We start from the raw sequence: 20,016 nt of genomic DNA on the forward strand, positions 1-20,016 counted from the left end.
AGGAGAGAAGAAGATGGAAGCCATCGTCACTCACACCGGCATCGGCGTGCCGTTGCGCCGCACCAACGTCGATACCGACCAGATCATCCCCGCCGTCTACCTCAAGCGCGTGACCCGCACGGGTTTCGAGGACGGGCTCTTCTCGGCCTGGCGCGGCGACCCGAACTTCATCCTCAACACGCCGCCGTACGACCGGGGCACCGTGCTCGTCGCCGGGCCGGACTTCGGGACCGGCAGTTCGCGCGAGCACGCGGTGTGGGCGCTCATGGACTACGGCTTCCGGGTCGTCATCTCGTCGCGCTTCGCGGACATCTTCCGGGGCAACGCGGGCAAGGCCGGGCTCGTCGCCGCGCTCGTCGAGCAGGAGAACGTCGAACTGCTGTGGAAGGCCCTCGAGAACGACCCCGGGCTGGAGGTCACCGTCGACCTCGAGGACCGCACGGTGACCGCCGGGGACCTGGTAGTGCCGTTCACGATCGACGACCCGGTCCGGCACCGCCTGATGGCCGGCCTGGACGACATCGGCATCACCCTGCAGCAGGCGGACGCGATCGCCGACTTCGAAAGCCGTAGGCCCGCATACAAACCCGTTACGCAGTAGCACGAACAATCGTCAGTGGCGGCGCCGGATCGAACCGGTGCCGCCACTTGTCATTCCGACACACCCTCGATCAAATCTGGCGTGGCTCTTGGATTCCATGCAATTGTGCGTTTACGGTGTCCCTAGTTGGCTCAGCGGTGAGCCTGAAGACCACAGAGGAAGTCGTTCATGAACAAGGCAGAACTGATCGAGGCGCTCACCGAGAAGCTGGGCACCGACCGCCGCACCGCCGGCGCCGCCGTGGAGGCGATCGTGGACACGATCGTCCGTGCCGTGCACGCCGGGGAGTCCGTCACCATCACGGGCTTCGGTGTCTTCGAGCAGCGCAAGCGCGCCGCTCGTGTCGCCCGCAATCCCCGTACCGGCGAGACCGTGAAGGTCAAGCCCACGTCCGTGCCCGCGTTCCGTCCCGGTGCGCAGTTCAAGGCTGTGATCTCCGGTTCGGCCAAGCTGCCGGCCTCGGGCCCGGCCGTGCGTCGCAGCTCGGCCTCCGCCGCTCCGGCGAAGAAGACCGCGGCGAAGAAGGCTCCGGCGAAGGCCGCCAAGGCGACCGCCGCCAAGGCTGCCGCGAAGAAGGCCCCGGCGAAGGCGACCAAGGCCGCTCCCGCGAAGACGACCGCCGCCAAGAAGACCGCGACCAAGGCCACCACGCCCGCGAAGAAGACCGCGACCAAGGCTCCCGCCAAGAAGGCCGCGACCAAGACGACCACGCCCGCGAAGAAGGCCGCGACCAAGGCTCCCGCGAAGAAGGCGCCGGCGAAGGCCACGCCCGCGAAGAAGGCCGCGACCAAGGCTCCTGCCAAGAAGGCCCCGGCGAAGAAGGCCCCGGCCAAGAAGGCCGCGAAGAAGTAACCCGCACGCCCCGTCGACGGCGCCGCCCCGCAGTGTTCACCACTGGGGGACGGCGCCGTAGATCGTCCGGTAGGCGCGCGCGAAATCCCTTCTACCGACGAGGCGCCACAGGATGCGCGCAGGCACGGGCAACTGCGCCATGAGCAGCGTCCGCTGGTCCGGAGTCGCGGTGTACAGCATGAATCCGAGGAAGACGAGGCGTCGTTCCTTCGGGATCGATGCGTTACCCCGGTCGGCCAGTGCTCGCCATTCCTCGACGCTCATCACCTCGCGGGCGAGGGGCAGAACGTGTCGCTCCTCGTCGGAGAGGTGCTCGGCGAGCGAGTCGTTCAGGTCGCGCAGCGTGGTGGCGAGGGAACTACCGTCCTCGCGCGCGCCGGAGCCCGCGAACGCGGTGCACTTGCGCTGACAGGCGGAGACCAGGTCGGCGATGCGGCTGTGCTGCTCCTCCATTCTCAGCACCAGGGCCCGGTCCTGTGGGGCCCGGCTGACCAGCAGCGGCCACATCAACTCGTCCTCACCGACGTGGTGGTGGTGCAAGCCGGTGAGGAGTTCGGTGAGCCATCCGGCGAGCTCGGACGCCCGGGACCGATCACCCTCCGGCACCGCCGAGATGAGGTCCGGCAAGGCCGCGAGGTGGGTGCGGAAGACGGTGTGGACGATGACCATCTCCTCGGTCTGCGGACGATTCGCCGTCGTGGTCATGACAACTCCTTCTGTTCTGGTTCGGTCGGACCCGCATCGACGATCGCTCCGACGGCTTGGAACGCACTAAAGTCCGACGGCTTGGAGCGCACTAAAAGTCGGCACCCCGATGGGTGCCGCGGGACCTACACTGAGCATCGATATGGTGCAGATCCAGGTGCTGGGCTCGTTGGAGGCCACGGACGTGCGGGGCGAGATCGCGATCGGCGGGCCCAAACAGCGCGCCGTGCTCGCGATCCTGCTGATCGCCCGCGGCCGAGTGGTTTCCGTCGATCGACTCATCGAGGACCTGTGGCACGGGGAACCGCCGCGGCGCGCGCTCGCGGCGCTGCAGGCCTACGTCTCCAATCTCCGGCGAGCGCTCGAGCCCGACCGCGCCCCGCGCGCACAGGCGGAGCTCATCGTCAGCCGCGCCCCCGGGTACGCGGTGCGGCTCGACCCCGCGCACGTGGACGCATGGCGGTTCGAAACCCTGCTCGAGGAAGCCGGTTCACTCGACGACCCCGGTGCGGTACGACGACTCCTCGGTGATGCCCTCGCGATGTGGAAGGGGCCCGCGTACGCCGAATTCGCGACGGCCGCCTGGGCCACCGTCGAGATCGGGCGACTCGAGGAACTGCACACCGTCGCGCGGGCCCGGCAGGCCGAAGCGACGCTGCGGTGCGGCGACGCAACGGGTGCGATCCTTCTGGCCGATGCGCTCAGGCGCGACCACCCGCTCCGGGAGGAGGCGTGGCGGATCCTCGCCCATGCGCTCTACGTGGCCGGGCGACAGGGCGAATCACTCGCCGCGCTGCGGCAGGCGCGGGCGGTGCTGGCGGACGAACTCGGCCTGGATCCCGGCCCGGCACTCGCCGCCTTGGAGGCGGACATTCTTGCCCAACGGATTCCGGTCGAACGGGTTCGGGGGGCCACCGTCTCCACCGGTGCGGGCACGGCGCAGGACGGCGCTCCGGTGACGGTGACGGGCTCCGGGCCCGACGGCCTGCTGGGCCGCGACGGGGAGCTCGTCGCCATCGTCGATGCGGCCGATGCCGTTCGGACGACGGGCGAGCCCCGGCTGTGCCTGATCACGGGCGAGGCGGGGGACGGCAAGTCCGCGCTCCTGGGGCATGTCGCGGACGACCTCGCCCGCCGCGGGTGGACCGTGGTGACGGGGCGCTGCCCCGAAGCCGAGGGCGCTCCTCCGGCATGGGCGTGGAGTCAGGTGCTCCGCGCGCTCGGGGAACACGGTGAGGCGGGCCGGTGCCGCGCCCTCGTGGATCGGCTCGCCGCGGGTGCGCCCGCGGACCGTGGCCGCTCCGCCGAGATGTCGCGGTTCCTGCTCCACGGTGAGGTCGTCGAGGTGCTCCGCGAGGCCGTGGCGGCGGGCCCGCTCGCGATCCTCCTCGACGACCTGCACCGGGCGGAGTCGGAGACGCTCCACCTCCTGATCGAGGTGGCGGACGCGGTCCCCGCCCTGGTGATCGGCGCCTACCGGCCCGACGAGGTCGGCCGTCACCTCGAGGTCGCACTCGGCTCCCTCGCCGCCCACCACCCCCTGCGGCTACGACTGCAGGGACTCGGGCTCGGCGACGCCACCACGCTCGTGTCCGGGGTCGCGCGCACCGCACCGTCGGAGGAGACGATGCGGAGGCTTCTCGAGCGCACGGGCGGGAATCCGTTCCATCTCAAGGAGAGCGCGCGTCTGCTGCGCAGTGAGGGCGAACTCGTGGCGCTCTCGGCGGTTCCGGACGGGGTGCGGGACGTGCTGCGCCGCCGCCTGTTGCGCCTGCCGGACGTGGCCGTCTCCGTCCTCCGTCTCGCCGCGCTCGTCGGCCGCACGGCCGACCTCGACGTCCTCGTGCGTGCGGCGGAGGTGGACGAAGAGGCCGTCTTCGACGGCCTCGATGCGGGCCAGCTCGCCGGTCTCCTCGAGGTCGACGCCGACACGGTCACCTTCACCCACGTCCTGGTGCGCGACACGCTCATCGGGGATCTGCCGCGTCTGCGCAGGGTGCGCTGGCACCGTCGGATCGCCCGGGCGTTGGAGGCCGTCACACCCGGCGAAGTGGCGGCGATCGCCCACCACTACGACGCCGCGCTCAGCGCCGACAACGCCACCGAGGCGCTCCGGTACGCCCTCGCCGCCGCCGATCTCGCCGATGCGCGGTTCGCGTACGACGTGGCCGCGGAGAACCTGCGCGCTGCCGATCGCGCCGGCGCTCGCGTCGCGGGTCTCGCCGCGCGGGACCGGGTCGCGGTCCTGTGCCGGCTGAGCCGGACCCTGCTCGCCGACGGCCGCCTCGACGAGGCCCGGGAGACCCGGTCGCGCGCGGTGCGGTTCGCGCAGCTCGCCGGTGGCGACGACGACCTGATCGACTCAGCGATCACGGCGTGGGATCTCCCGACGCCGTTGATCACCCGGCGGTACGGCTCCGTCGACACCGAGATCGTCGACGCCGTGCGCACGCGCCTTCAGCGCCCCGGACTGCCGCCGGCCCTCCGGTGCCGGCTGCTCGTGGTCCTGATCGAGGAGGTGTACGGCGAGCGTGACACCCTCGCCGCGGACGCGGCGCGGGAGGCGTTGGAACTGTCTGCGGCCGTGGGCGACCCGATCGTGCGCGGGCTGACGCTCGTGGCGTACCTCACCCTGCCGCGTCCGGCCACGCCGCCCGCCGAGCGTGCGGAACTGGCGGACGAGTTGATCGCTCTCGGTGCCTCGGCGAACCAGGAGGTCTTCGCGCTCATCGGCCACTTCACCCACGTCCAGTCGGCGGGCGCCGCCGGGGCGCTGGACGTGGCCCGCCGGCACCTCGGCGAGATGGACCGCCTGGTGGGCATGTTCCGGTGGGGACAGGCGATCGCCTCCAACCTGCTGATCCACGCGATGCTCGCGCACGCGGGCGGGCGCTTCGATGAGGCGATGGCGCGCTACCGCGAGGCAGGCGAGGTCTTCGCCCGCCAGCGGATCGCGGACGGCGCCGGGATGATCGCTCTCGCGCAGTTCAGCGTCCAGCTCTCGCTGGGTACGGTGGCGGAGTTCGCCGACGTGCTCGGCGCGATCGAGTCCGCCGCGAACGACGTGCTGTGCGACCCCATCGCGCTGGCGCTGCTCGCGGCGGGCCGGCGTTCCGAGGCGGAGCGGGCGCGCCGGACCGTCCGCCCGGTGCGCCGGGACTTCTTCCACTCGTTGCTCCTGACGACCCGCGGCATGGCCGTCGCCGCACTCGGCAGCGACGAGGAGGCCGCCGCCGTGTACCACGAACTGCTCCGCTACCGCGGCGAGCTCGGCGGCGGCGACACCGGCTGCTACGTGGTGGGCCCCGTCGACACGGTCCTCGGTGACCTCGCGGTCCGGCTCGGGCGACCGGAGGAGGCCGCGGACCTCTACCGCGCAGCGGTGCGGCTGGCGCAGCGCTGCGGAAACGCCGTCTGGGAGCGGTCCGCTCGGGATCGTCTCGACTGATCGGCCCGGGCGGACGTGCGTCGTGCCGCTCGGCCTGCCCCTACGTCTTCGTGCGCAGCGGCAGCGGGCTGTCGATGTGGTCCATGGTCAGCAGGCGACCGCCGGCAGTGGTGAGCACCCAGACACTGGCCTTACGGTTGCGGGCCGGGGGGAGGCGCACGCTGTCGGCTCCGGCCCACCACGCGGTGAGGTCGGGGATCACCCCGCCCTGACTGCAGAGCACCGGGATCGTGCCCGATTCCTCGCCGCTGCGCGCGATCTCGCGGATCCGACGCCGCGCCGCGGCGGGATCGCGGGCGTACGCCGTCTCCGACATCGTCGGCTCCAGCGCGAGAGACAGTCCCGTCTCCGCCGCGAGCGGCTCCAGGGTCTGGGTGCACCGCACCGGCGGCGCCGATAGGAGCAGCCCGGGCTCGAAGACGCTCAGCAGATCCACGAGGGATTCGGCCTGCGCCCGGCCGTTGCGGTCCAGCGGCCGCGCCAGGTCGTCGCCCTGATAGCCCTGTTTCCGGCCGGCCTTCGCGTGCCGGACGATCAGCATCGTCGCCGTGGACCGTGGCTGCTTGCCGAAGGCCCGCAGGATCCGCCGGTCGATCGGATAGGTCAGGATCTTCACGGCGGCGGCCACGGGCAGCCACCGGAGCTCGTCGGTCTCCTCGTTCGGTGCGAAGGCCCCGGATCCGGCGAGCGCGGACCAGTAGCCGACGCGCTTGCGCACCGTCGCTCCGCCGTCGCCGTGGCGCTTGCGGCGCGGGACGTCGTAGGCCACCTGCCCGACGAACCGGACGAACCGGGCCGAGAAGCCCGTCTCCTCGACCACCTCGCGTAGGCCGGCGACGACGGGGTTCTCGTCCGGCTCGACGTGGCCCTTCGGCAGCGACCAGTCGTCGTAGCGCGGTCGGTGCACCACAGCGACTTCGGGACCGTCCGTGCCGGGACGCCACAGCACGCCGCCGGAGGCGCGGACGACCGCGCCCTCGCCTCCGCCGCTCACCGCTGGCTCGCGCGGTGCGCGCGCATGAGTTCCCGCTGGTGGTCCCGGACGGTCTCGCCGGAGACGGGGGAGGCGTTCCAGTTGCCGTCGGCGTCGAGCACCCAGCACCGGGTCGCGGGATCGAGGGCGGAGTCGAACATCTCACTCAGCTGGCGCGTCAGCCGCGGATCCTTCACCTGCGCCATCACCTCGACGCGACGGTCCAGATTGCGGTGCATCATGTCGGCACTGCCGATCCAGAACTCGTCCGCGCCGCGGAAGTGCAGGATCCGGGAGTGTTCCAGGAACTGGCCGAGAATCGAACGGACGGTGATGTTCTCGCTCACGCCCGGAACGCCGGGCCGCAGGGCGCAGATGCCGCGCACCACGACCTCGACCGGCACACCGGCCTGGCTCGCGCGGTACAGCGCGTCGATGATCTGCTCGTCGACCACCGCGTTCGCCTTGAGCTGCACGCCCGCGGGCTTCCCGGCGCGGTGCAGTTCGATCTCGCGGTCGATGCGTTCGATGATGCCCGACCGGATGCCGTGCGGCGCGACCATCAGGTTGCGGTACTCCTCCTTGCGGGAGTAGCCCGTGAGCCGGTTGAACAGATCGGTCAGGTCGGCACCCAGATCGGGATCCGCGGTGAACAGGCCGACGTCCTCGTACAGGCGCGCGGTCTTCGGGTTGTAGTTGCCCGTGCCGATGTGGCAGTAGCGGCGGATCGTCGAACCCTCGCGCCGCACCACCAGGCAGGTCTTGCAGTGTGTCTTCAGGCCGACCAGTCCGTAGACCACGTGCACGCCGGCCTGCTCCAGCTTGCGGGCCCATTTGATGTTCGCCTGCTCGTCGAACCGCGCCTTGATCTCGACCAGCGCCACGACCTGCTTGCCGGCCTCGGCGGCGTCGATCAACGCGTCCACGATCGGCGAATCGCCCGAGGTGCGGTACAGCGTCTGCTTGATCGCCAGAACATGCGGATCCGCGGCGGCCTGCTCGATGAACCGCTGCACGCTGGTCGAGAAGGAGTCGTACGGGTGGTGCACGAGCACGTCGCCCTCGCGCAGGGTGGAGAAGACGCTCTTCGGCGTCTCCCGCTCACCGAACGCGGGATGCGTGACCGGAACGAAGGGCTTGTCCTTCAGGTCCGGCCGGTCCAGGCCGTACAGCTCGAACATGCAGTTCAGGTCCAGCAGGCCGGGGACTGTGATGACGTCCGCCGGGTCCACGTCCATCTCGCGCAGCAGCAGTTCGAGCATGTGCTCGGACATGTCCTCGGCCACTTCGAGACGGACGGGGGAGCCGAAGCGGCGCCGCGCGAGCTCGCGCTCGAGGGCCTGCAGCAGATCCTCGTCGCGATCCTCCTCGACCTCGAAATCCGCGTTGCGCGTGATGCGGAAGACGTGGTGCTCGGAGACCGTCATGCCGGGGAAGAGCACGTCGAGATGCGCCGAGATGAGGTCCTCGAGGGGCAGTACGGCGTGATCCATGCGCTCCCGGCGGACCGAGACCATGCGGGCCACGTTGTCCGGCACCTTGACGCGAGCGAAATGCTCACCGCCCGTGGTGCTGTCGATGACGGCCACGGCGAGATTGAGGGAGAGTCCGGAGATGTACGGGAACGGATGCGCCGGATCGACCGCGAGCGGGGTGAGCACGGGGAAGACCTGGTTGTGGAAGTACGCGGTGAGGCTCTCCTGCTCCGCCGGGGTGAGGTCGGCCCAGCTGAGCACCGAGATGCCCTGCGCTGCGAGCTCCGGACGGACCGCGTCGCTGAACACCCGGGCGTGCTTGTGCGAGAGTTCCTGCGTCCGCTGGGAGATGAGACCCAGCTGCTCGCGGGGTGAGAGGCCGTCCGAGGAGCGGACCGACAGGCCCATCTGGTCGCGCCGCTTGAGCCCGGCGACCCGGACCATGAAGAACTCGTCCAGGTTCGAGGCGAAGATCGCCAGGAACTTCGCGCGCTCCAACAACGGGAGCGAGGCGTCCTCGGCCATCGCCAGCACCCGGGCGTTGAAGTCGAGCCAGCTCAGTTCGCGATTGAGGTACCGGTCCGCGGGGAGGTCACTGGCGTCCTCGGCCGACGCGGCGGGCGGGGCGGTCGGAATCGCGGTGGACCTGCTCGAGGGCGGGATGACGGCATCGGCGACCGCGGTACTCGGGGCGGCGCTCGGTTCGGCGGAGGGGGCGTCAGGCTCGGTCGTCACCGCTCCATTCTGGCGTATCGAGCGCGAGGTTTCGCCGTGACGGCCCGATCCGCGGCGGCGCGCGTCGCGGCCGCGGTGTGCGGGCCCAGCCGGCCGGCCGCCGCGAGATCCCGCGGGGTGTCCACGTCGGTGCGCAGCCCGGGCCACGGCCCGGCGTGCCGGACGGCGCCGCCGGACCGGTGCGCCGCCGCGGAATCCGGCCCGAAGGCGGCGCGCAGGTCGGTCCCCGGGGGCGCGTAGAGCGCCGCGGTCCCGGTCCCGGCGTGGTCCGGCACGAAGCCCCGGCGGCCCGCCGTCGCCGAGAGGAAGGCTCCGAGCTCGCCCGGGGTGACCCCGGGCAGGTCCGCCTGCAGGGCCAGCACCGCGACCGCGGGTCCGTGCGCGGCCCGCGCGGCCCGCGCACCCGTCTCGAGCGCGGCGTTCAGGCCGCCCGGCACCGGCTCGTCGACGGTGCGCGCCCCGGCCGCCTCGGCGGCGGCGCGGACGGCGGGATCCGGTGAGACGACGTGGACGCCGACCACCCCGGGCGTCGCCGAGGCCGCGTCGAGGGTGTCGAGCAGCATGGCGAGCACGAGTCCCGGGACCGCCTCCCGGCGTCCGTCGCCGGGGGCGGCGAACCGCGACTTGGCGGCGTCGAGCGACTTCACAGCTGTCACCACCACGACGGCGGGGGAGACTGCGTCCCCGTGCGGTGAGCTCATGCGCACCAATCTAGGCGTGTCGAACCGGCCCTGCCGCCTCCGGGCGGGCGATAGGCTCGCTGCGGCGCCCGCGATCGAGGTGGGTGAGTGCGATACGAGGAGGAGACCGGATGGTCGACGTTGCGGTGATGGGAGCGGGGTCCTTCGGTACCGCGATGGCGAAGGTCTTCGCGGAGGCGACCCGTCCGGAGCCGCACCGGGTCCGGATGTGGTGCCGCCGCCAGGAGATCGCCGACCAGATCAACGAGACCCGGATCAACGCGCAGTACCTGCCGGAGGGCGTGCTCCCGGAGAACCTCTCCGCGACGCACGACCCGGAGGAGGCGATGCGCGGCGCCGGCCTCGTGGTGCTGGCGGTCCCGTCGCAGTCCCTGCGCGCGAACCTGCGTGACTGGGGGCACCTGATTCCGCCGGACATCACCGTCGTGAACCTGGCCAAAGGGATCGAGATCGGCACCCTGGACCGGATGAGCGAGGTCGTGGTCGACGCGGCCGGGATCGACCGGGACCGGCTCGCGGTGCTCACGGGCCCGAACTTCGCGAAGGAGATCGCCAAGCAGCAGCCCACGCTGGCCGTGGTCGCCTCGGACAACGCCGAGCGCGCCTCGCGCACCCAGTACCTCGCGCGGACCGACTACTTCCGGCCCTACACCAGTGACGACGTGGTCGGCTGCGAGATCGGCGGCGCCACCAAGAACGTCATCGCCCTGGTCTGCGGCATCGCCTCCGGCATCAACCTCGGTGAGAACTCGCGGGCCGCGATCATCACGCGCGGCCTCGCCGAGACCCTGCGGTTGGGCACGGCGCTCGGCGCCCAGCCGCTGACGCTGGCGGGGCTCGCGGGCGTGGGCGATCTGGTGGCCACCTGCAGCTCGCCCCAGTCCCGCAACTTCAGCTTCGGGGCGCGGCTGGGCCAGGGCATGACCGTCGAACAGGCGCAGGCCGCCGCCCACGGCCAGGTCGCCGAGGGCGCGAAGTCGTGCATCTCCATCGCCGACCTGGCGCGCCGGGTGGGTGTCGAGATGCCACTCACGGAGGCGGTGCGGGCGGTCTGTTACGACGGGGTGCCCGTCTCGCGCGCCATGGACGACCTGCTCAACCGCGACGTCGGCGGCGAGTGGCGGCCCAAGGACGCCGAATAGCGGCGTGACCGACCGCACGGCGGCCACGTAAGGTGGGCGACCGTGACGGAGCGAATCAGGGTGGCAGTGGTCTTCGGCGGGCGCAGCAGCGAGCACGCGGTCTCGTGCGTATCGGCGGGCAGCATCCTCGCCCACCTCGACCCGGAGCGCTACCAGGTCATCCCCGTCGGGATCACGCGGTCCGGCGCGTGGGTCCTGTCCGACGGTGATGCGAACACCCTGCGTTTCGCGGACCGGAGCCTGCCGAGCGTCCCCGAGGGGCCGACGGACCTCGCCCTGCTCCCGGGCGCCGAGCTGGTCTCCGTCGGCGCGGACGCGGCCGGGTCGGTGCTCGGGGGCGTCGACGTGGTCTTCCCCGTGCTGCACGGCCCGTACGGCGAGGACGGCACCCTGCAGGGGCTCCTGGAGATGGTCGGCGTGCCCTACGTCGGCGCCGGCGTGCTCGCCTCCGCGGCCGGCATGGACAAGGAGTTCGCCAAGAAGATGCTCGCCGCCGACGGCCTGCCCGTGGGCGATTTCCACGTGCTCCGCCAGCGCGACACCGAGGTCCCGCCGGAGGTGCTGCACCGCCTGGGCCTGCCGCTGTTCGTCAAGCCCGCCCGCGGCGGCTCGTCGATCGGCATCACCCGGGTGACGGACCTCACTGCGCTGCCGGCCGCGATCGCCGAGGCGCGCCGGTGGGACCCGAAGGTCATCATCGAGGCCGCGATCATCGGCCGCGAGGTCGAGATCGGCGTGCTCGAGCGGCCGGACGGCACCGTCGCCGCCTCCGCGATCGCCGAGATCGAGATGGCCGCCGACGCCGAGCACTCGTTCTACGACTTCGAGACCAAGTACCTCGACGACCGCGCGCGGTACACGGTCCCGGCCGATCTCACCGAGGAGCAGTCCGCCGCGATCCGCGACCTCGCGGTGCGCGCCTTCCACGCCTTCGACGGCCAGGGCCTGGCCCGCGTCGACTTCTTCCAGACCGCCGACGGCCCGGTGATCAACGAGGTCAACACCATGCCGGGCTTCACCTCGACATCGATGTACCCCAGGATGTGGGCCGAGTCGGGTGTCGACTACGCGGAGCTGCTCACGGTGCTCATCGAGACCGCGCTCGCCCGGGGCACGGGGCTCCGCTAGCAGTACCGGCCGCCGGGCCGCACTACCGGCCCAGGTCGAGCGAGGCGGGCTGCAGGTGCCCGCGGACCGCGTCGGAGGTGGCCTGCACGGCGGCGGTGCCGGCACCGTCGGGCACCCACAGGGTGACGTACGGCCGGTGGTCGACCACCGTCCAGTAGCTCCCGCCCTCGGACGAGGGCGCGCCGGCGGGCGCCGCCTGGAGCCACTGCACACCGTTGATGATCTGCAGTTTCGCGGTCGCGGTCAGCTCGGCCGGGCGGGCGGTACCGCAGCGCACCTCGACCGCGCCCGCCTTCTCGCTGCCCCAGCGGGCGAAGCCGCGGGGCTCGGTGTCGCCGGTGCGGCGGTACGGGCCGAGATCGGCGGGGAGGGCGTCGAGCAGGGCCGTGCACGCGGCGTCGCCCGACGACGGTGCCGCGATCGACTTCAGGTGCCCCGCCTGCGCGGCATCGCGCGCGTCGCCCTGTTTCTGCTGCACCAGCACCAGGAAGGCCACGAAGCAGGCCACCACCGCCACCGGCAGGGCCACCGCCGTCGCGAGGAAGGCGGGGCTGCGGCGCTCCTTCGCGCCGGAGGCTGCGGTGGTCGTCTCGTCTGCATCGCTCACGTCCGATACGGTAGCCGCGATGAGATCATCAGAGCCCGAGAGCCCCGCGCGGCCCCGCGCGCGCACCGTGGCGGACCTGGGGGAGGACGGCGTGATCGCGCTGGCCACCGGCGGTGTGCGTCCCGATCCGCGGGTGCCCGTCGGCCCGGGCGATGACGCCGCGGTCGTCTCCACGCCCGACGGCCGCACCGTCGTCTCCTCCGACGCGCTGGTGGAGGGCCGGCACTTCCGGTTCGAGCTGACCACACCCGAACACGTGGGGCGTCGCGCGATGGCGCAGAACGCCGCCGACATCGCGGCGATGGGCGCCGTGTGCACCGCCTTCACGGTGACGCTCGGCTGTCCGCCGGAGACCGGCGCGGACGTGATCGCCGGGATCGCCCGCGGGACCACCCGCGGCGCCGCCGAGGCGGGCGGCGCCGTCGCGGGGGGTGACGTGGTACGGACCGAGCAGGTGCTGCTCGCGGTCACCGTGCTCGGCGATCTGCAGGGCCGCGAGCCGGTTCTGCTCTCCGGCGCGCGCCCGGGCGACGTGGTGGCGGTCTGCGGAACCCTGGGGCACTCCGCGGCGGGCCTCGACGTGCTGCTGGCGGGTATCGAGGGCTTCGAGGCACTGGTCGAGATCCACCGGTGCCCGGCGCCGCCGCTCGCCGAGGGGCCGCGGGCGGCCGACGCCGGCGCGACCGCCCTCACCGACGTCTCCGACGGCCTGCTCCGCGACGCGCGGGCGCTGGCCAAGGCCTCCGGCGTCCGGATCGAGCTCGACGGTGCCCGTCTCGCGCCCGATGCGGACCTGGTGGCGTGCGCGGCCGCGCTCGGGGCGGATGCCGAGCGCTGGGTCCGCACGGGCGGCGAGGACCACGCGCTGCTCGCCACCTTCCCCGACGGTGCCGCGCTCCCGGCGGGATGGCGCCCCATCGGGGTGGCGCTGGCTCCCGACGAACGACCAGCGGGCACCGTCACCGTCGACGGGGACGCCGGACCGCCGGAGGGCGGTTGGAGCACTTTCACCGAGCACACCGAGGAGGCGGACCGATGACGGCGAGACCGCTGGCCGACACCGTCGAGGCGGGTTGGGCGGAGGCCCTCGCCCCGGTCGCGGGCGAGATCGCGGCGCTCGGCGAGTTCCTCCGGGCCGAGAACGCCTCGGGCCGGGGCTACCTGCCCGCCGGGGCGAACGTGCTGCGGGCCTTCCAGCAGCCGTTCGCGGACGTGCGCGTGCTCATCGTCGGGCAGGACCCGTACCCCACGCCCGGGCACGCCGTAGGACTGTCCTTCTCCGTGGACCCGTCGGTGCGGCCGATCCCCCGGAGCCTGCAGAACATCTACCGCGAGTACTGCGAGGACCTCGGGCTGCCCGCGCCCGCGAACGGCGATCTCTCGCCGTGGTCGCGGCAGGGCGTGCTCCTGCTCAACCGTGTACTGACGGTGTCCCCCGGGAAGCCCGCCTCGCACCGCGGGAAGGGCTGGGAGCGGGTCACCGAGTGCGCGATCGACGCGCTGGTCGCCAGGGATGCGCCGCTGGTGGCCGTGCTCTGGGGCCGAGACGCCGCGTCGCTGGGCCCGCGACTGGGCGCGACGCCGCGGATCGAATCCGTGCACCCCTCGCCGCTGTCCGCCTCGCGGGGCTTCTTCGGCTCGCGGCCCTTCTCGCGCGTCAACGCGGCACTGGCGGAGCTCGGTGCGGAACCGGTCGATTGGCGCCTGCCGCATCTGGCCCCGGCGCTCTGACCGTCCCGGCGGTACGGGCCGCACAGGCCCTGGACATGCTTCAAGGCCCGTGACCTCGGGGAGGTCACGGGCCTTGAAAGGCAGAGCTTCTCGCGCGAGTCAGCCGCGAACGACCTTGCCGGCCTTGATGCACGAGGTGCACACGTTCAGCCGACGGGTCTGACCGGGCGCGACCTGGGCGCGCACGGTCTGGATGTTCGGGTTCCACCGGCGGTTGGTACGCCGGTGCGAGTGCGAGACCGACTTACCGAAGCCGGGGCCCTTGTCGCAGACGTCGCAGACGGCAGCCATAGTCGTGTACTCCTCGTATCGTTGAAAACCTGTGCTTCGCCCCGCCGGTCGAGACCTGTCCGATGACACGCCCGGACGCGAGGCAACCCTGCAAGCATAGCCGAGCCCGCCGATGGAGCCAAACCGCTCCGGCGCCCTACCCGGGCCCGCCCGCCCACTAGGCTGGCAGGCGTGACGGGACCGAATGCGGAGGACGGCCGCGTGGTGGTGGCCTGGCTGCGGCGGGCAGTGCTCGGCCTCGAGCGCGCCGTCGACGAGATCAACACCCTCAACGTCTTCCCCGTGGCCGATGCCGACACCGGCACGAACATGCTGGTCACGCTGCGCGCCGCGGCCCGCGCCGCCGAGGAGGCGGACCGTGCGCAGGGCTCCTCCGCGGTGGCCCGCGCGACCGTCGCGGGAGCGGTGGCCGGTGCGCGGGGCAACTCGGGCGTCATCGTCTCCCAGATCATGCGGGGGATCGCCGGCCGGCTCGGGCCCGATGCCGACCTCTCCGCCGAGGGCCTCGCGACCGGCCTGCGGGCGGCGACCGAGCTGGTCACGACCGCCGTCGCCGATCCCATCGAGGGGACCATCCTCTCCGTCCTGCGGGCCTCGGCCGACGGTGCGGCTACCGCCTACGACGGTGGCGGCGACCTCGCCGACTGCGCGCGCGCCTGCGCCGCCGCCGCCTTCGACGCGCTGCTGCGCACCCGGGACCAGTTGGCCGACAACGCCGCGGCGGGAGTCGTCGACGCCGGCGGCCGCGGCCTCCTGGTGCTGCTCGACGCGCTCGTCGAGGTGACCTCCGGCGCCGCCCCCGAGCGCCCGCGGTTCGGGCGGCAGATCGCACCCCACGTCCACGTGCAGGTCGAGGACGGGCACGCGCACACCCACGACCACGGCGCGCACTCCGACCCGCCGCGCGGCCCGCACGTCGAGTACGAGGTCATGTACCTCCTCCCCGCCGCCACCGAGGCCACGGCGAACCGCCTGCGGGCCGAGCTGCGGGCCTTCGGCGATTCGGTCGTGGTGGTCGCGGCCGCCGATCCCGACCCGGTCGCGACGTGGTCTGTCCACACCCACACCACCGAGCCCGGCGCCGCGATCCAGGCGGGCCTGCGACACGGCAAGCTGCGCAGCATCGCCGTCAACGTGCTGCAGGAGACCGGCCACACCGAGACCCCGCTGCAGGCGCTGCTGGACGCGCCGCGCGCGATCGTCGCGCTGGTCTCCGGCGACGGTGCCGCGGAACTGTTCACCGGGGCCGGGGCGGAGGTGGTCCGCTGTGACGGCGGGCTCACCCACGCCGAGCTGCTGGCCGCGCTGCACCGCTTCGAGGGTCGCGAGGTGCTGCTCATGCCGAACGGGGCGCTGCCCACGCCGGAGCTGCTCGCGGTGGCGGCGCGGTCCCGCGAATCCGGTGTCCTGGTGACCCTGCTGCCCACCTCGTCGATGGTGCAGGCGATCGCCGCGCTCGCCGTGCACGAGCCCTCGGGTCACACCGCCGACGACACCTACTCGATGGCGGAGGCGGCTGCGGGCGCACGCTGCGGGTCCGTGATCGCGGTGACGGAGGACGCGCTGACCATCCTCGGTCCGTGCGGGCCCGGGGACTACCTCGGCATGGTCGGCGGCGAGGTAGTCGTCCTCGAGGAGGACCAGTACTCGGCGGGCGAGGCCCTGGCGGAGCTGCTCCTCGCGACCGGCGGCGACATGGTGACCGTGCTGTTGGGGGAGGCGGGTGACACCGACTTCCCCGACCGGGTGCGGGCGGCGCTTCGGCCGGACCGGCCCGAGGTCGAGGTGGTCGGCTACCACGGCGGGCAGACCGCGAGCGTGATGGAGATCGGCGTCGAATGACTCCCGCGCGCACTCTGACGCTGCAGACCCCGCTGACCGAGGCGCTCGATCCCGAGATCGCCGAGACGGTCTCCGCGGAACTGGGGCTGGTCACCGTCGGGGACCTGCTGCGACACTTCCCCTTCCGGTACGAGGGCGGGGCGGTCGAGGACGACGGCACGCGACGCTCCGAGCCCCGCGTCGGCGACGACGTGGTGGTGATCGGCACCGTCACGGCGATCACCCCGCCGCGGGCGCACCACCGCGGCAAGAAGATGTTCAAGGTGCAGGTGGTCAACAAGGTCCGCGCCTACGACGTGACCTTCTTCAACTACCTGCCCAAACCGATCCAGCCCGACCGCCAGCTGCTGCTCATCGGGCGGCTGGGCGAGTTCAACGGCAAGCTGCAGCTCACCCACCCGGAGTGGCTCGTCCTGCCGGACACCACGATCACCTCGGCGGAGGCACTCGCGGCCAACGAGGCAGGGTCGACCAAGGCGGGGTCGAAGCGGCTCAAGTTCGCCGACCTGAGTCTTCTGATGCAGCCGACGGTGCCGATCTATCACGGCACCAAGAACATGCCGACGTGGCTGATCCTCTCGCTGGTCGACAGCGTGCTGAAAAGGCTCGCACCGGTGCCGGAATCGCTGCCGCATGAGTTCCTGGTGTTCAACGCACTGATGAGCCTCGACGAGGCCGTGCGGGCCGCGCACAAGCCCGACGGGCGGGCGCAGGTCACGCAGGCCAAGCGGCGGCTCGCCTTCGACGAGGCCGTCGCGATCGAGACCGCCCTGGCGCGCCGGGCGCACGACGTGGGCACCGTCGCCGCGCCGCCCCTGCACGCCCCCGACGGTCCGCTGCAGGCCGGCCTGCGCGAACGGCTTCCGTTCACGCTCACCGTCGGCCAGGAGGCGGTGCTCTTCGAGATCCTCGAGGACCTGGCGAAGCCGCACCCGATGACGCGGCTGCTGCAGGGCGAGGTCGGCTCCGGCAAGACCCTCGTCGCGCTGCTCGCGATGCTCGCCGCGGTCGACGCCGGCCACCAGGCGGTGCTACTCGCCCCCACGGAGGTGCTGGCGACGCAGCACCTGCTCTCGATCACCGCGATGCTCGGCGACCTCGCGGAGGCCGGGCAGTTGGGCGCCGCGGAGGCGGCCACCACAGTGACGCTGCTGACGGGGTCGATGACGGTCAAGCAGCGGCGGGCGGCGCTGCTGCGGATCGTGACCGGCGAGGCCGGGATCGTGATCGGTACGCACGCGCTGCTGGAGGACACCGTCGAGTTCTTCCGGCTCGGCCTCGTCGTGGTGGACGAGCAGCACCGCTTCGGCGTCGAGCAGCGGGACCGGCTGCGACGCAAGGGCACCGGAACGTCCGACGGTGATACCCCCGACGAATCGATGCCGCACCTGCTGGTCATGACGGCGACGCCGATCCCGCGCACCGTCGCCCTCGCGCAGTTCGGCGACATGGCGACGTCCGTCCTGCGGGAGCTGCCGCGCGGGCGGCAGCCGATCCAGACCTCCGTGGTGCCCGAGGAGAAGGAGGCGTGGGTCGCGCGGGCGTGGGCGCGCGTCGACGAGGAGGTCCGCGCGGGCCGCCAGGTGTACGTGGTGTGCGCCCGCATCGGCGACGACGCCACGGGAGAGCAGGCGAAGGCGGGCTTCACCGACGAGGACTACGACTTCGACACGGTCGCCGCGCCCCCGAAGGCTGTGGGGCGCAGCGCCTCCCGCGACGCGCCCGAGGCGGAGGAGGAGAAGCCGAAGACGGTCTCGGCCATCGAGATGTACGACGAGCTCGCCGCCGGACCGCTCGGCGAGCACCGGATCGCGCTGCTGCACGGCCGGCTCCCCGCCGAGGAGAAGTCGGAGATCATGGCGGCCTTCGCCGCCGGTGACATCGACATCCTCGTGGCGACCACCGTGATCGAGGTCGGCGTCGACGTCGCGAACGCGACCACCATGGTGGTGCGCGACGCGGACCGGTTCGGCATCAGTCAGCTGCACCAGCTGCGCGGCCGCGTAGGTCGTGGCGGGCTGCCCGGACTGTGCCTGCTGATCACCGCGAGCGGATCCGACCGCACCCTGGGCCGGCTGCACGCGGTGGCGGACACCGCCGACGGTTTCGCGCTCGCCCAGCTCGACCTCGAATACCGGGGTTTCGGCGACATCCTCGGCGTGGACCAGTCCGGTCTCGCCCGGCGCCTGAGCTTCTTGGATCTCGCTCGCGACGGTGACGTGCTCCAGGCCGCCCGGGACCTCGCCTACGAGATCGTCGGTGCGGACCCGGGACTGGAGCGCCATCCCGCCCTCCGGGCGATGAACGAGGTCGTCCTCGGCGGCGACCGCGGCGACTACCTCGACAAGGCCTGACGGTCTGCCGCGGGTCAGTCGCGGGTGACCACTGCTGCGAGCTGCCGGCCCCAGAATTCGACGACCTGCTCGCGGCGGACGGCGTCGTCGGAGAGCAGATCGGCGAGGCCGAGCCCGCGGGCCAGGTCCAGCGTGGCCTGGACGGCGCGGCGGGCCTCCTCGTCGTCCCGGTCGACCCCGAGGAGCCGCATGGCGAGGGCGAAGACCTCGCGCGAGTGCTTGTTCTCGAAGGGCAGCATGCGTTCCCGCAGTGCGTCGTCGCTCGCCGCAGCGGTCCACACGTGCAGCGCCGCTTTGAAGAGATCGTCGGTGTAGTACTCGACGATCAGGCGCGCCACCGCGTACGGACGGTCCGGTCCCTCGGGCACCGCGGCCCCCGCCTGCGCCACCTGCGCGAGCCGCTGCTCGCCCATGTACTCCAGCGCCGCGCTGATCAGGTCCTCCCGGGTCGGGAAGTGGTGCTGCGCCGCGCCGCGCGAGACCCCCGCCTGCCGCGCCACGCTGCCGACGGTGGTGGCGGTCCACCCGCGCGCCGCGAGTGAGGCGATGGTGGTCTCGAGCAGGCGCTGCCGGGTCTCCCGGCTGCGGGACTGCTGCGGTGCGCGGATGGGCTGGCGGAGGGGAGTCATCGTGGACAGCCTATTCCGCCGGCACCGGTTCGGCCCAGCTCGGCGCGCGCTTCTGCAGGAACGCCGTGATCCCCTCGACGGACTCGGCGGAGCCGAAGAGCCGCGCGGACTGCTCCCCGAGGGCGTCGGCCCGCTCGTCGAAGGATCGCAGGACGTCGTGCCACAGAATCTGTTTCGTCTCCCGCAGGCCCTGCGGACTGCACAGCTGCAGCTCGGCCAGCTGCTCCGCGACCGCGGCCGCGGGGTCCTCGACCGCCGCGGTGACGAGGCCGTGGCCGGCGGCCTCGGCACCGTCGAACTTCCGCCCCGTGAGGAGCAGCGTCGAGGCGACCCGTGAGGGCAGGTGCGGCAGCAGCACCAGCGAGACCATCGCCGGCGCGACCCCGATCCGGGTCTCCGTGACCGCGAACGACGCGGCGGGACCGGCGAAGACGAAGTCGCAGGCACCGATCAGGCCGAAGCCGCCGGCCCGGACGTGGCCGTCGACCTGGGCGATCACGGGCTTGGGGCACTCGATGATCCCGCGCATCGCGCCGATCATCGCCAGGGTGCGCGACTTCGGGTCCGAACCCGCGCCGTTCGCCGCTGCCTCCTTGAGATCCGCACCGGCGCAGAACGTCGTGCCGGTGTGGGTGAGCACCACCGCGCGGGCCGCGTCGTCCGCGGCGGCCTGCTCCAGGCCGGCGCTCAGGTCGGCGAGCAGTCGCTGCGAGATGGCGTTCCGGTTGTGCGGACTGTCGATCGTGAGATACGCGGCACCGCCGCGCGTCTCGTATCCGACCAGAGACTTGGTCATCCTGGC

General features: G+C 72.4%; 17 protein-coding genes. 9 read left to right on the top strand and 8 right to left on the bottom strand.

Features of this window, described 5'->3' with window-relative positions; genetic code table 11:
* The first annotated feature begins 13 nt into the window (after nucleotides 1-13).
* Nucleotides 14-601: a 3-isopropylmalate dehydratase small subunit gene (gene leuD / locus AC21LY_RS08555; protein ID WP_489046003.1), complete on the top strand. Its 588-nt coding sequence runs from the start codon at nucleotides 14-16 to the stop codon at nucleotides 599-601.
* Between the two features lie 168 nt (nucleotides 602-769).
* Complete coding sequence (locus tag AC21LY_RS08560) at nucleotides 770-1,453, top strand: HU family DNA-binding protein (protein ID WP_489046004.1); 684 nt, start codon at nucleotides 770-772, stop codon at nucleotides 1,451-1,453.
* Between the two features lie 36 nt (nucleotides 1,454-1,489).
* On the opposite strand, the gene AC21LY_RS08565 is transcribed toward AC21LY_RS08560, so the two are convergent.
* A complete protein-coding gene (locus AC21LY_RS08565) occupies nucleotides 1,490-2,158 on the bottom strand; it encodes a hemerythrin domain-containing protein (protein WP_489046005.1) in 669 nt (222 codons plus the stop codon).
* A gap of 142 nt (nucleotides 2,159-2,300) precedes the next feature.
* Between AC21LY_RS08565 and AC21LY_RS08570 the strand changes: the two genes are divergently transcribed.
* Complete coding sequence (locus AC21LY_RS08570; protein WP_489046006.1) at nucleotides 2,301-5,606, top strand: ATP-binding protein; 3,306 nt, start codon at nucleotides 2,301-2,303, stop codon at nucleotides 5,604-5,606.
* Nucleotides 5,607-5,646: 40 nt separating this feature from the next.
* Here the strand turns inward: AC21LY_RS08570 and AC21LY_RS08575 are convergent, their stop codons facing one another.
* From AC21LY_RS08575 to cofC, 3 genes are all read right to left on the bottom strand, one after another.
* A complete protein-coding gene (locus tag AC21LY_RS08575) occupies nucleotides 5,647-6,600 on the bottom strand; it encodes an NUDIX hydrolase (RefSeq protein ID WP_489046007.1) in 954 nt (317 codons plus the stop codon).
* Complete coding sequence (locus AC21LY_RS08580; protein WP_489046439.1) at nucleotides 6,597-8,717, bottom strand: RNA degradosome polyphosphate kinase; 2,121 nt, start codon at nucleotides 8,715-8,717, stop codon at nucleotides 6,597-6,599. The genes AC21LY_RS08575 and AC21LY_RS08580 overlap by 4 nt, the downstream gene beginning before the upstream one ends.
* A gap of 68 nt (nucleotides 8,718-8,785) precedes the next feature.
* Nucleotides 8,786-9,490: a 2-phospho-L-lactate guanylyltransferase gene (gene cofC / locus AC21LY_RS08585; protein ID WP_489046008.1), complete on the bottom strand. Its 705-nt coding sequence runs from the start codon at nucleotides 9,488-9,490 to the stop codon at nucleotides 8,786-8,788.
* A gap of 110 nt (nucleotides 9,491-9,600) precedes the next feature.
* Here cofC and AC21LY_RS08590 point away from each other — a divergent pair, with 110 nt between their 5' ends.
* Both AC21LY_RS08590 and AC21LY_RS08595 read left to right on the top strand, forming a co-directional pair.
* Nucleotides 9,601-10,632, top strand: a complete 1,032-nt coding sequence (locus AC21LY_RS08590; RefSeq protein ID WP_489046009.1) for an NAD(P)H-dependent glycerol-3-phosphate dehydrogenase — start codon at nucleotides 9,601-9,603, stop codon at nucleotides 10,630-10,632.
* A 42-nt stretch (nucleotides 10,633-10,674) separates the two neighbouring features.
* Nucleotides 10,675-11,760 (top strand): D-alanine--D-alanine ligase family protein, encoded by a 1,086-nt coding sequence (locus AC21LY_RS08595; RefSeq protein WP_489046010.1) that lies wholly within the window; start codon nucleotides 10,675-10,677, stop codon nucleotides 11,758-11,760.
* A 22-nt stretch (nucleotides 11,761-11,782) separates the two neighbouring features.
* Here AC21LY_RS08595 and AC21LY_RS08600 read toward each other — a convergent pair whose 3' ends face one another.
* On the bottom strand, nucleotides 11,783-12,367 hold the full coding sequence (locus AC21LY_RS08600; RefSeq protein ID WP_489046011.1) for a DUF3515 domain-containing protein: 585 nt from the start codon (nucleotides 12,365-12,367) through the stop codon (nucleotides 11,783-11,785).
* A gap of 19 nt (nucleotides 12,368-12,386) precedes the next feature.
* Between AC21LY_RS08600 and AC21LY_RS08605 the strand changes: the two genes are divergently transcribed.
* Entirely contained in the window at nucleotides 12,387-13,406 is a 1,020-nt protein-coding gene (locus tag AC21LY_RS08605) for a thiamine-phosphate kinase (protein ID WP_489046012.1), read from the top strand.
* Entirely contained in the window at nucleotides 13,403-14,098 is a 696-nt protein-coding gene (locus AC21LY_RS08610) for a uracil-DNA glycosylase (protein WP_489046014.1), read from the top strand. Before AC21LY_RS08605 ends, AC21LY_RS08610 begins: the two co-directional genes overlap by 4 nt.
* A 99-nt stretch (nucleotides 14,099-14,197) precedes the next feature.
* Here the strand turns inward: AC21LY_RS08610 and rpmB are convergent, their stop codons facing one another.
* Nucleotides 14,198-14,389 carry a 50S ribosomal protein L28 gene (rpmB, locus tag AC21LY_RS08615; RefSeq protein ID WP_068521417.1) on the bottom strand — a complete coding sequence of 64 codons (192 nt, stop codon included), beginning with the start codon at nucleotides 14,387-14,389 and terminating at the stop codon, nucleotides 14,198-14,200.
* Between the two features lie 171 nt (nucleotides 14,390-14,560).
* On the opposite strand from rpmB, the gene AC21LY_RS08620 reads away from it, so the two are divergent.
* Both AC21LY_RS08620 and AC21LY_RS08625 read left to right on the top strand, forming a co-directional pair.
* Nucleotides 14,561-16,231, top strand: coding sequence for a DAK2 domain-containing protein (locus AC21LY_RS08620; RefSeq protein ID WP_489046015.1), 1,671 nt, complete (start codon nucleotides 14,561-14,563; stop codon nucleotides 16,229-16,231).
* Nucleotides 16,228-18,585 (top strand): ATP-dependent DNA helicase RecG, encoded by a 2,358-nt coding sequence (locus AC21LY_RS08625; protein WP_489046016.1) that lies wholly within the window; start codon nucleotides 16,228-16,230, stop codon nucleotides 18,583-18,585. The genes AC21LY_RS08620 and AC21LY_RS08625 overlap by 4 nt, the downstream gene beginning before the upstream one ends.
* A 14-nt stretch (nucleotides 18,586-18,599) precedes the next feature.
* Here AC21LY_RS08625 and AC21LY_RS08630 read toward each other — a convergent pair whose 3' ends face one another.
* Nucleotides 18,600-19,214 (bottom strand): TetR/AcrR family transcriptional regulator, encoded by a 615-nt coding sequence (locus tag AC21LY_RS08630; protein ID WP_489046017.1) that lies wholly within the window; start codon nucleotides 19,212-19,214, stop codon nucleotides 18,600-18,602.
* 10 nt (nucleotides 19,215-19,224) lie between these two features.
* Nucleotides 19,225-20,010, bottom strand: a complete 786-nt coding sequence (locus tag AC21LY_RS08635) for an enoyl-CoA hydratase family protein (protein ID WP_489046018.1) — start codon at nucleotides 20,008-20,010, stop codon at nucleotides 19,225-19,227.
* Nucleotides 20,011-20,016: the final 6 nt, after the last annotated feature.

It is taken from the genome of Tsukamurella sp. II2bb (assembly GCF_057815145.1).